This is a genomic window from Paenibacillus sp. FSL P2-0089, assembly GCF_038595095.1.
In the GTDB taxonomy this organism is placed as follows: domain Bacteria; phylum Bacillota; class Bacilli; order Paenibacillales; family Paenibacillaceae; genus Paenibacillus_AQ; species Paenibacillus_AQ silagei.
The window spans coordinates 6,733,405-6,746,296 of record NZ_CP152006.1; the positions used below are offsets into that span (position 1 = coordinate 6,733,405).

Here is a 12,892-nt window from a genome sequence, read left to right on the forward strand (position 1 = left end):
TCTATCGAATCGTATTAAAGGCTTTCCTTTATATTAACATATCACGATTCGATAGTTACGGTCTTAGTGTTCTGTTCCCATTTTACAGTGAGTCCGAGCTGTTCTGTCACGAGTCGAAGCGGTACTAAAGTCCTGGCATTCAGAATCATCGGTGCTACTTCAGCACTCTGCCGCTTCCCGTTCAGTACGAACTCCTTCTTATTCACGGTCAGATCCAGCGCCTTAGAGCCCCGGAGGACCATAATCTTCTTAGTCTTCGCATCCCAGACCGCATTGCCGCCGAACGCGTCCAGAACATATTTTATCGGCACATACGTACTGCCGTCCTTCACGATCGGCGCAACATCAATCGGCCGCTTGGTGCCGTTAACCGTCATCGCCTTGCCTCCAATGCTCATCGCCGCCGTCCCTTTGGGAAGTCCCGCCTCACTGGAGAGCGATGGCATCACGAAGGAAATATTATCAAAAGCCACTGTCCCTGTCTTGGCCCGTTCATCCTGGCCTTCTTCTGCATTTACCACGTAAAGTCTCTTAAGGGAAGCTGGGAATTTAATCCCTGAGCCGGACAGATCGATATTAAGCGTCTTCCAGCCGTTCCAGTCGATAACTTTCGCCAAATCAATATAGGCCGTCTTTCCGCTGGCATCTGTCAGCTCCGCACGCATCCAATTCAGGCTCATGTCCCCCATCACATCGACTGACATGGAGGTTGCCGCCGCCGGAATATCCTTGCCCTTTGTACCGTTGAACTGGGCGTATGCGTACATTTTACCGGTACCTGCACTCATATCGTAGCTAAGCGATAAAACCTTCGAGCCTGCACGCTCTGCGCTGCCCGCAACTACTGCTGCTGTTCCAGTAACCCCTGCCGCATTGGTTGTGAACGCGAACGGATAATTGGCATTCTCAAAATCCTCCCACGCCGTAGCAGCTGCAGTAGACAAGACAACCGCCGTGCTGAAGCCGTCATAGCGGGCAATCGCATATCCGATAGTTACGCCGGGATCGACTGACTCCACTTTAAGCTTGCCGTCCCCCACACTTCCTTTGAAGCCGATAAACTCCCACTTCAGTGCGGTTGCCGGAACAGCTATCGTTGCCCCGCTCTTCGACACCGCGCTAACCGGAACCGATACAGTGGCTCCTGCTTGCAGCGGTGCAGTTGCTGTACCTGCAATCAGGCTGGACAGGTCTTCTCCGCCCAGAACGGTGACCTCGGTCTCCGCACTCGCTGTTCCGCTGGTCGCCTTCAGCTTGACGGTTCCCGGCTTGACGGCCGTGGCTTCACCCGCATTCACAGTCACACTCCCGCCGCTTGCGGTCCAGGCCGGATTAGCCGCCGCTACATCCACCGGATTGTAGTACGTATCATAGCCCTTCAGGGAGTATGTGGCCTTTTGCCCGATTAACAGTACCGAGCTGCCGCTGATCTTGATCCCTTTCACTTCACCTTGCGGAGCAGAAGTATATACTCCCACGCCGTTAACGATTGTGCGCTGCTCCTTGCCGTATTCGGTATTGAAGGTAAGCGTAGTCGAGGTTTCAGCCAGCGGGCGGTCTACCATCGTTGTAGAGCCCCCTCCGTCCAGATTAATTCCTTTCCACACCCCGATATTCGTCATGAAGGATTGCAGCTCTGTCAGCGACAGACCCGCACTATTGCTGTTCTTCTCAGCTGCAATGACATATACGTACCTGCCATCCTGGGAATAGCCCAGCGCTGTACGCGCCCGGTACCCGCCAATGCTGCTTGTAGAACGGGAGAACGACGACGCCTTGCCGTTATTGACCAGAATCGTATGCCCCCCGATCATCATCTGCAGCGTAGAAGGATCGAGCTCCTGCTGGGTGGTTTTGGAACGGAGCAGATAGGTACTGTTTATCTTTTGTCCTACAACCAGATGTGCCTTGACGAACTCGGCAGCCAGCCCGTGCGTCCGCAGAATATAAGCTCCTTTGGGTACGGTCACCGGCAGAGCCGAATCCAGCGAGATCTGGGTAATGATATCATTCTCTACCAGCACCTCTGTCGGTGTAGTAGAGCTGCCCTTAGGCCGCTCCAGCGCTGTCCACGCATCCGTGTAGATATAAGCGGCATTAGCATGACTGTAAGTCGAGCTGCCGCCTTCGGGATTGTAGGCCCCTTTGTTGATGCCGGACAGCGGGAACTGGGAGCCATCCTCTGCGGTCAGCATCCCCTCAAACGTATATTCATCAATGATAGGTTTACGGTCCTTGGTTACTGCAAAAGCATACATTCCGTTTAGCTGTGAAGGAGTAGACACCAGCACTCCGCCGGATACCTGCCCGCCAATCGGTGCACCTTCTCCGCCGGTATTGAAGTAATCCCCGTTCACCGCCGCGACGGCTCCTGTCTCCGCCGCCATGCCCCCGGTACTCTGCCGTGTCGTCAGGTTCCCGCCTTTGCCGGTCATGACATCCAGAGAGACATAAGGATTATTCAGATCGACACGAATGACGCTGGCCAGTCCTGTGGCACTCTTACCTGAACGCACTGTGGTAAATTTATATTTCATCATCATCGCACCGGAAGTGATAACCTCTTCACTCAGTTTTGTCGCCGAGAAGGACGCTGCTGCTTGTGCTACCGGCGCAGTGCTTGCGCCCAGCCATCCTGCACCTTCACTCCCGACAACCGGCATGATCCAGATTACACCCGCCAAGGATGCAGCAATCCATTTTTTAGCAGGCGACCATTGATTTCCCCGTGTTGACTCAGTACTCTTTTTCCCCATGAAAAGCTCATTCATTTCAGTGTAACTCTCCCATCTATTTGTACTCTTCTACTTCGCTATCAAGACCTGGATATCAGTTCATAGTAATAGACTATACCTTTAATAGACTGAATTCAGCTCGAAAAGTTGCGAAAATTGGAGAGAACTAGCAGGTTTTACCGGATGAGCGGAGTCACGCTGGAGCTGTCCAGGTATGCCAAAAAAGCACCCGGCCCATAGACCGGATGCTCTGCTTAACTATACAATTCCCTTGCTCTTACAAATAGCCTGCTGTCTTCAGCATCCGCTGCAGCATGACCGCAGCCTGCCCTCGGGTAGCATTACCCTGCGGCTGGAATTGCGTGGTGCTGACACCTTGAATAATTCCCACCTTAACTGCCTTGGCTACAAATTCGATACTCTGGCTTAGAATCCTCGCCCGGTCCTTGAACGGGCTAAGCGTATCCATTACCGATGCACTCAACGTTACAGGCTGCCCCGTATACTCCAGCGCCCTCACCATCATAATCGCCATCTGCTCACGGGTAATTTTATCCTCCGCGCGGAAGGTCCCGTCCGTATTGCCGGTGATGATGCCGGCTTTGGCTGCGGCTTCTATGAAGTCACTTGTTTGTGTAAAAGGACGTACATCCTTGAACTGGGAAGCTCCACCGCGTACTGCCTGTAAACCTAAGCCCCGGCTGAGCATCACAGCGAACTCAGAACGAGTGATCGGCTGATCAGGCTTAAACGCAGTTCCATAGCTGCTATCGATGATATTTTTGGCGGCTAACTCTGCTACAGCAGTCTTACTCCAATGTGAGGTCATATCTCCAAAGGTACGCAAGGAAATGAACACCCCCACCACCTGGTTACCATTCGTGCGTGCACTAACAACGCTATTACTGCCCACTGTAGCAATTTGGGCCGGCAAATAAATAGCATCATTATATGTCGAATCTACTCCGGCAGCCATCGTTTGTGCAGAGTTAAGTACAGCAGGGTTACGAACAATGTACTGTCCTGTTACATTTAATTCCTTGGCATTGGAGTAGTTATCTTTAATTGAACCGGTAAGACGTAAATCCATAAGACCGGTAACGTTACGCATCGCCTGGCTTCCGATTTTTTGTTCGAACGAATAGAACGTCCCGCCCGGAACACTCTCCATACGCAGCACAAGTGAGACCTTATTGATATCTGTTCCCAAACCAGCAATTAGCGAATTCACATCAATGTCGCTTAGTTTTACACCATACATTTGATCTCCGTACCGGATAATCAGTTTTGCATTCTTGTTGCTTGTGGCTGCATCCGATAGAGCTTTTAATGTAACGGTAACATAGGCTGATTTCTCTGTAGAGGGAACCTCGAATACCAACTCATCCGTACCTGCAAGCTTTAGATATTGATAACTGGCAGCCATACGCTCTGCATTCAGATCATATCTTTTAACCATTTGTTTGTAGACCGAAAGATCTGTAACCGCAAGAGCAGAATCACTCTTCAGTAGCGGGTACTCCTTGCCAAACTCACTGGCAGGCAGGGTTCCGAGGTAAGAAGGGCGGCTTCCATTGCCCGTTACACCAGTGGTCAGATTCTGAACAGACAAGGAATTGAAGGACGGAAGAGAGTTACCATTCGTGTCTGTAATCATCCCCGCACCCGACAGGTAAGAGAGCTCCACCTTTTGCCCGGCCGTCACTGCTTGCGAGAGATTCAATTTCAAAAGAGTTCCAGACAGGCTGAAATCCTGAACATCAATGCTGCTTCCATCAGCCTTAATCCCAAACTGATTAACATACAATTTCGAAGATGACTGCATGCTCTTATTAAAAGTAACATTAAGTTCGTTGCCCTTCACTGTAGCTACGCTGATCTCCGATACTACCGTGGCTGAAGTTACAGACACTGGCTGAAGATCAACATAGGCTGCACGATTACCATTCAGATCACTAAGTCCAAGAGTACCTGGAACATAGGATACCGTCACTGTTCCGTTAACTGGCAAAGCAGTCTGAAGGGTCAATGTAGCCTGCGATCCACTTACCGATACATTGGTAACATAGTTTGGTTTGCCGCCAACCAGTACAGAGAACTGGCTATTCATCGGTAAATTGGTTGTGGACAGACCTTCGTTATAATTCAGAATGATTTTATTGCCCGCACCCGTCGCATTCTGGAACACCGGCGGCACATTATCCTTACTATTGCGGATGTTAAACTCAGCGAAGTTTGCAATATTCTGCCCCAGAGAGCTAACCAGCGGATACGAACCGGCGTAGTAGGATACCCGGACCGACTCCGAATTGCCCACCTCGGAACCCACTGTTAAATAAAGGGTGTTGCCGCTGGAGCTGATAGAATTCACCCCAAGCGAATACCCGTCAGTTGTTACCACAAACTGATCATACGCATATGGAGAGACCGTTTTGAGCGTATCATTGAAGGTCAGTGTCACTGTTCTGCCAGTAATTCTGCCTTCTTTGGGCGTAGGGAGCGCCGATTCTATAGTATTAGTGATCTGCTGTCCAGAAAAGGTAGGCGCAGCATTCCCGCTCGTATCCTGAATCGTCCGCACGCCGCCGGTATAGCTGATTTTTACATTCTGCCCTACAGCGATGCCTGTGCTAATCACTACAAATACACTGTCTCCTTGAATATAGGCACTCTCAATATTCCGGGTTTCCTCATTAACGGTTACCCCGAAGCTGGAAGCCAGCAGCGCCACTGAAGCGTTAAGCGACTCATTATACCTCAGGCGGATCGTCCGGTTGTTCTCCAGCACTGCACTCGTCAGCGAGGGTGGAGTTTTATCTATGGCCACAGTGCGGAAGCTCCAGGACTTGGTACCGCTTAATCCCTCATACTGCACGCTGGGGTCTGCGGCATCCGTGAACACTCCTTTGGCGATGTCGATATAATAGATCGTATCTGATTCCAATGCTGCCGTCGGCTTGATTAAAAACTCCTTGGCAGAGGCGCCCTGCTGAACTGTCGCTGTCACTTTAGATCCATTGCTTTTGTACAGAACAACCCCGTTCGTGACGGTGCTATTATTGATAACATCCCGGTTGAAATTAACCGCAATCGTTTTGGAGATATCTACCGACTCACTGCGGTCCGCTGGTGTTAACGCGGCTACAGACAGACTTGTCAGTGATGCCGTCGTGAACGTCCAGGAGTACGGACCTGAGGCCGGAAAGAGATGACCATCCTGATCATAAAAAGCACCCTGCGGTATTGTCACAGTATATAGCGTACCGCTCAATAGCGGTGAAGCTGCGGAGGCTGGCAACAGAGTTATTGTCGAGCTTCCCCCACCGGTAACATTCGTTGAATTGACATTCAGCCATCTTGTTCTAGGGTCCCCTGCACCTGGAGAGACCGAGATTACTCCAGAGGCCGGACTCATCGGGCGGTCGAAGTATAGCTTAAGGGCTCCACTAACCGATGCGCCAAAAGATGCATTGGCCGGAGCCGTAGATGCAGAGATAGTACCCGTGCCGACCGTGGAGAAGCTCCAGCCGCTGCCGCTTGCTATCCCCTGATAGGTTGTATTATTAGCATCCTTGAATGCATAAGCGTCGATAAGCACATAATAATTCCCGCCGGACGGAAGCTTATTAGCCAGTGTCAACGTCACCGTTGTCGAGGAATCTGCACTCTGGAATGCTACGCCAGGTTCTCCATCTCTGATCGCAAACTCTTGTATAACCGCGTTATCCGCTGACGAGAGCAGCCTGACGCTGCCTCCTCCGGCTGTAAGGACTCCAGATAAGCGAATACTCAGCTCCGTTAAGCTACCTGCCTCTACTCTGGAATTGATGGCAGGAGACATGCTGCTTGCTGTAATCGCCGGATTTACCTCCGGAGCTGTCGTGAACTTCCAGCTTGTTGCCGCAGATTCATTGCCTGCGCTATCCTTGAACAGCCCCTTAGGCACACTTACGCTATATGTTTTGTAGGGAGCAAATTTAAGGCTGGCGCCTAGCTTGATCTCGTAGCTTGACGAGTTTCCGATTAGTCCTGCACTCCCGACTGCAATTTCCGTAAATACCGTTTCGGCATTTACATCTGTAATGGTGATTTTCCCGGCTTGCGGGATCACCTGGCGGTCAAAGCCAAGCCCCAGGGAAGCCCCGACATTTACAAAAGCAGACCCGTTCGCAGGAGAAATGCTGATTCCGAATTCCGAAGCGGCGTATACCGCTGATGTATGTATACCGATAGCCGGACTGCCCAGACCAAGCAGCAGATTGCCTGCAATGATAATTGCCGTTCCTATTCTTAATTTCTTTCTCATTCTTAAAAAACCCCTTTCAGCCCTTCCAGCACTTCTTGTATTTGTATACTGTTATATTTCGGCTAAAGGGCTTCCAAAGTTTAGAAGATGACGGCTGCGGGCACATCGGCTTGCTTTTTCACAAAAAAAAGCCCACACATCACCCTCTTCATGAGGACTTCTGTATGGGCATATTTATTCTTAATTTCTTAGATTCCAGACTGGGCCTTTAACAAATCCGCCTTATCTACGCGTTCCCACGGAAGGTCCACATCTGTGCGGCCAAAATGTCCATAAGCTGCTGTCTGTCTATAGATAGGCTTACGCAGATCCAGCATCGAGATGATTCCCGCCGGACGAAGATCAAAGTTATCGCTGATCAGTTGAACCAGCTTCTCCTCACTGATCTTGCCCGTTCCATATGTATCCACATTGATCGATACAGGGGTAGCAACACCGATAGCATACGCCAATTGAATCTCGCACTTGTCAGCAAGGCCGGCAGCGACCAGATTCTTCGCTACATAACGAGCCGCATAGGCTGCAGAACGGTCCACTTTGGTCGGATCTTTACCGGAGAAGGCTCCGCCGCCGTGACGGGCATAACCGCCATATGTATCCACAATGATTTTGCGTCCAGTCAGACCGGCATCTCCTTGAGGACCACCAATAACAAAGCGGCCAGTAGGATTAATGAAGTATTTAGTGGCTTCATCCAATAGCTCAGCCGGAACAACCGGAAGAATGACATGCTCTTTGATGTCTGCCTGAATTTGTTCAAGGGTAATTTCTTCTGCATGCTGGGTAGACACAACAATAGTATCCACACGCACCGGCTTGTCGCCCTGGTACTCAATCGTAACCTGGGTTTTGCCATCCGGACGCAGATATTTCAAAGTTCCATCTTTACGGACTTCCGCCAGACGCCGGGCAATCCGGTGAGACAGGGCAATCGGAAGCGGCATAAGCTCAGGTGTCTCATTCGTAGCGAACCCGAACATCAGACCTTGGTCACCGGCACCAATGTTAGCAGTCTCTTCAGCTAATGACGCAGGGTCCCGATGCTCAAGAGCAGCGTTTACACCCTGGGCAATGTCTGCCGATTGCTCGTTCAACGAGCTAAGAACCGCACAAGTATTATAATCAAAGCCAAACTTCGCGCGGGTATAGCCAATTTCCTTAATAGTATTACGTACGATTGCCGGAATATCCACATATTCAGATTTAGTGCTAATTTCCCCGATGACAAGCACAAGACCTGTTGCTACAGCTACCTCACAAGCTACACGGGCATTAGGATCGTTAGCAAGAAATGCATCTAGTACCGCGTCGGATATCTGATCACAGATTTTATCGGGGTGTCCCTCCGTTACGGACTCAGAAGTAAACAGATGACGCCCTTTGATCGACATATACAACAACCTCCCATATTGTTGATCTGACACTGTATTCAAGGGGGCTCCCTAGTAGATAACAGGCCAAATATAAGTAGTAGAATAATAATGGCCAATGCCTGTTTTATTCAAAAAATGAACCTTTTCCGGATGGAAAAGGTCTACGGCCTTCCTCAAAGGTCATATTATCTTATTTACCGGTGGCTGTCAATTGAAGCCAGTTATGCGAAAAGAGACTGCTCTGCCTGTTTGATCAACCTCTTTGTGATTTCCCCGCCAACAGATCCATTATCTCTGGAGCTTAGATGTCCCAGATATGGAGTACCTCCAGAAACACTTGCTCCGCCAATCGTCCCCAGCTCAGAAGCAAACTCCGTATCCATCCCTCCGCCGTACGAAGCTCCATATAATCCGAATTCAGAAGCAATTTCATATTGCATTTGTTTCAGCATTGCCCGGCTTTCTGGTACCACACTGCGATTTGTACGTGCCATGTTACAGCACCTCCTGCGAATTTTTTTTAAGATTACAGGTGGTATTGTGTACGAATCGCAAAGGCCTGAGTCGGCTTAATGTTTGTCAACTGTGGGAATGAGTTCCGGTGTATATGGAGGTCCAAAATAGGGCATTCTTTATATAGAAAGAAAAATGTCGATTGAAGTGTTCTTAAAAAAAGATTGCAGCTATTTCAGAGTATATGCTCCACGGACCATAACAACGATTTTCATCGTTTGACCGTCCTGTACAGCAATTCCACGGCCATCCCGGGGGAAAGATAATAGATGATTCATAGGCGCAGCTACACCATTCGCCAAATCGACACCATCCGTCAAATCAGCTACTCCATTAGCATCTTGGGAATAAATAACCGCTTTGCCGGCGCGAACAATAAATTCAGCACCCGCCCCGGCAATCAGGGTTTGTCCAGGTTTCACATCAACGATTTCGCTGGCATTGCCCGTATTGCCTGTGTCACCCGAACCGGAAGCCGGCGCTTTGGTTGGAGCTGTGGTTGCAGCCGGTGCATTAGTTGCAGTAGCAGCCGGAGTCTGAGTAGGTGGACTAATTGTTCCACCCTGCAAAGCCTTCTGAATCTGTTGGTCCACATAGCTCTTAGTAACCACCGGGTCCTCAGCCGTTCCTGGCTGTGATCCAACACCGGCGCCTTCAGCCGTTAAGTTGAGCATGGAGCCTGCCCACAGGCCACCTGCCAGCAGCACTGCGGACATCGTAACTTTCCAAGCCGTCTTCAAAAGTAATTCCTCCTCATAGTGGGATAAATGGCTATAAAAAAAGAATAGCCTCCGAAGAGGCTATTCTTTGCTTCGGTAATCGGAGATTACTTAGCGTAAATTTCGTTAGTGTCGTCTTTAATAACGTTTCCGTCACCATCAGTGAACGTAGCGCCTTTAACGACTTTAACAATAATTCTGTTAACTTCATTAGCGTTAAGGTCAAGCTCCTCAAGGGCACCTGCTTTAGAATCAATGATTTGTTTCGAGAACTTAACAGACCATTTACCCTTGTCAGAACCGTACTTGATTTCAGTAACCGAAACGATATGTTCTTTCTTAACAGCCTGGTTATCAACAACATCATTGTTGATAAAGAACTGCAGGTTACTTGTGAGGTTCTCTTTGGTAAGACCAACTACATCTTTAGAGAATCCAAGGATCAGTTCAGTGGAGCTTCCTCCAGATACTGCTGCAGTGTTAAGGGTCGGTTTAATTCTGCTAGTCAGCTTACCCTTAGCTTTAGCTTGTGTACCATCAATGCCGTTACCAACAGTGTCAGTAACTCCGCTTACGATGAACTCGTAATCAGTTTTAGTGGTCTCAATTGCACTACTAGGAATCTTAATAGTTACGCGAGCATATACAGGATTCTTCGTAGATCCAATTGTATTACCATTAGAATCAAGAGTAGTTACAGATGGGAATGATCCAGCTGGAAGTGCTTTACCGTCCAGTGTATAGCTGTTTGGATCAATCAAAGTCGCACTATTCAGACCACTTGGATCCTTCAGATCAACTGTAATGGTTGCTTCGCCATATACAGTATTAGTAACGCTGTCTCCGCTAACTTTCACACTGTCAATGAATTTGATCGGTGTTGCGCCAGCAGTTGGCAGGAACAATTCTGGTCCCTTATCATCAGTGGAAGAAGCTCCCAGAGTAACATCCAATACTTGTGCAGTATTTTCGTTGCCACTGTAAGATTTATCTTTCACCAAACCAGCCGGTACACGCAGAGTGTACTTACCAGCAGCTACAGAAGCTGGAACTGGAAGGACGATAGTTTTTTCGTTGTTTTTCTTGAATCCGGTAGTTGGAACAATAATGGATTCACCAGTTGATTCACTGATCAGGTATACAGTACCCTTACCAACATAGTCAACATCCTTAGTGAATCTCAAGGCAATACCTTTGTTCGCTGTAGTTGTCGAGTAAGTTACATTAGTCACTGTTGGAGCCACTGTGTCCTTAGTGAATGTGATGGCTTGGTTAGAAGCCGTTCCCAGGATGTTGCCCAGTGTGTCCTTAACATTAGCACCGAACACAACTGAACCGGTGAAAGTGTTGCTGGATGGGAATGAAATTCTAGGCGATTGCAGAGTGAACTTCTTGCCATTCTCAGAAGTTAGAACAGAGAAAGTACCTTGGCTTTCACCAGAAGAGTTCAGCAAACGAACGTTACCTACCAGAGATGCACGGTCTACTGTTTTATCGAATTCAACTTCGATAAATCTGTCACTTACCGGAGTTACGCTCTTAATGACAGGAGCTGCAACATCGGAGGTAACTGTAACTGTAGTTTTTGTAGGATTCGGTGTAATGGTATTTCCTGCATAGTCAGATACATTCTGCAGAGAAACATCATAAGTTTTACCACTATCCAGTGATCCGCCAGTCAGTTTGAATTCATCATAAGTAGCAGTAGTAGCAGTAGCTTGAGCAGATACACCGTTAACGTAAGCTACGATACCCGTAGTTTTTACTGGCTCGCTAAATTTAACATAAACATCTTTAGTGTTTGTTTTCGCAGCAGCAGTTGTAGATACAATAGTCGGAGCTACTGTGTCAGCAACATTCACAGTCTGAAGGAAAGCTGGAATGGATTCTGCAGAAGTTGTGCGAATATCACCACTAATTTCGATGTTGTAGTTACCCTTAAGGAACTTGATAGTTGGAACGTTAGCCAAGGTGATTACAGCCTCAGTATTATCGGCATTGAATGTCACATTAGCGTTAACTGCATCATTATCCTTAGTGCCAACCTTAGTGATCTTGATAACTTCATCAAGCAGTCTGCTGGATTCAGCTACAGTATCAGTGTCAATTGTGCGATTGAACTTAACAACTACTTGCTTCGAGTTTGGAGTTGTTACAGAAACAACCTTAGGAGCCTGCAGAGTTACTTTTGCAGTATAGTCCTTTTCAAGGTGTTTGAAGTTGATTGTTTGTTCAACACCTGCTACCAGAGCAGTTGTCAATTCAACGTTTGCAGTAGTTTTGTCAGAGAAAGTTACAACTACTTTGGTTGGGCTTACTGCTTCAGCAGAAGCTACAGTCAATGTAGGAACTTTACCGATTTGGTCAGCATAGTAAGCTGTTTCAACTACCAAAGAACGAAGAGCGTTAGCTTTGAAGTTGGCAGTTTTCTCTACCAGACCAGCGTTGATAACTGCTTGCGCATAGCCCTTAGCCCATACAGATGCACTGTTATCAGTTGTAGTTGGTTGTTCCAGCTTAAGAGCGATAGCCAATACTTTAGCTACTTCTTCAACTGTTACTTTACCGTTGTAGTTGAAGATACCTTTAACAGTATCTTGACCCTGCATCAATCCTGCTGCAGTAACTGCTTCGATGTAAGGAACAGCCCAGTTTTTAGCGTTGTAACCTTTATCGTTGTAAGACAACTTGCCAGTTACTTCAGTAAGACCGAACAATTTAGTAACGATCTTAGCGAATTCTCCGCGAGTCAGATCTTTATCAAGATGAGCCTTACCATCAGGGAACCCATTAACAACACCCTTTGCTGCTAAAGCATCAAATGCTTGTTGTGAAGTTACCTTTGCTGTTTCACCAAATGCTACAGAGGCAAACATCGAGAATGCCATTGCTGTAGATAATGCTACGGATAAAATTTTCTTCATAACCTTTTTTTCTCCTCCTTGGACATTCATAAACTGGGATTTTTCTTTAGTTGTGTAGCTCATATCACTCATTTGTCGAGCACCCCCTTTCCCGAGTTGAGCAGATTAAGTATAAATAATGTCTGTGACGGGTATCACAGAAACTTGTAAACAGCTTCAAGGCATAGTAATACTAGATTCCTAATTCTACCTAAGTATTATACAATGTGCCTCTAGTCACGTAAAGCTAATTTTTCCATTTAGCAATGAACAATGCCTTGAGGGCATTCCGCAATTGCCTTGTGCAAGTGACTCTACACCTTAAACGCAATAGTTTCAAAAA

General features: G+C 47.9%; 6 protein-coding genes. All 6 read right to left on the reverse strand.

The window, feature by feature from the left end; translation table 11 throughout:
- Positions 1-41: 41 nt before the first annotated feature.
- A complete protein-coding gene (locus NST69_RS28680; protein WP_342550233.1) occupies positions 42-2,756 on the reverse strand; it encodes a stalk domain-containing protein in 2,715 nt (904 codons plus the stop codon).
- A 256-nt stretch (positions 2,757-3,012) separates the two neighbouring features.
- Positions 3,013-7,041 carry an Ig-like domain-containing protein gene (locus tag NST69_RS28685; protein ID WP_342547762.1) on the reverse strand — a complete coding sequence of 1,343 codons (4,029 nt, stop codon included), beginning with the start codon at positions 7,039-7,041 and terminating at the stop codon, positions 3,013-3,015.
- A 188-nt stretch (positions 7,042-7,229) separates the two neighbouring features.
- The gene (gene metK / locus NST69_RS28690) at positions 7,230-8,432 is read right to left on the reverse strand and encodes a methionine adenosyltransferase (RefSeq protein ID WP_076084485.1); all 1,203 of its coding nucleotides are present in this window, start codon (positions 8,430-8,432) and stop codon (positions 7,230-7,232) included.
- A gap of 203 nt (positions 8,433-8,635) precedes the next feature.
- Positions 8,636-8,908 (reverse strand): alpha/beta-type small acid-soluble spore protein, encoded by a 273-nt coding sequence (locus tag NST69_RS28695; protein WP_036721686.1) that lies wholly within the window; start codon positions 8,906-8,908, stop codon positions 8,636-8,638.
- 189 nt (positions 8,909-9,097) lie between these two features.
- Positions 9,098-9,667 (reverse strand): hypothetical protein, encoded by a 570-nt coding sequence (locus tag NST69_RS28700; RefSeq protein WP_036721688.1) that lies wholly within the window; start codon positions 9,665-9,667, stop codon positions 9,098-9,100.
- 86 nt (positions 9,668-9,753) lie between these two features.
- Positions 9,754-12,642, reverse strand: a complete 2,889-nt coding sequence (locus NST69_RS28705) for a DUF4469 domain-containing protein (protein ID WP_051477751.1) — start codon at positions 12,640-12,642, stop codon at positions 9,754-9,756.
- Positions 12,643-12,892 lie beyond the last annotated feature (250 nt).

Coding starts and splice junctions, on each gene's coding strand:
- NST69_RS28705 (WP_051477751.1), bottom strand. CDS start 12,642: ATGAGTGATATGAGCTACACAACTAAAGAAAAATCCCAGTTTATGAAT.
- NST69_RS28695 (WP_036721686.1), bottom strand. CDS start 8,908: ATGGCACGTACAAATCGCAGTGTGGTACCAGAAAGCCGGGCAATGCTG.
- NST69_RS28680 (WP_342550233.1), bottom strand. CDS start 2,756: ATGGGGAAAAAGAGTACTGAGTCAACACGGGGAAATCAATGGTCGCCT.
- NST69_RS28685 (WP_342547762.1), bottom strand. CDS start 7,041: ATGAGAAAGAAATTAAGAATAGGAACGGCAATTATCATTGCAGGCAAT.
- metK (WP_076084485.1), bottom strand. CDS start 8,432: ATGTCGATCAAAGGGCGTCATCTGTTTACTTCTGAGTCCGTAACGGAG.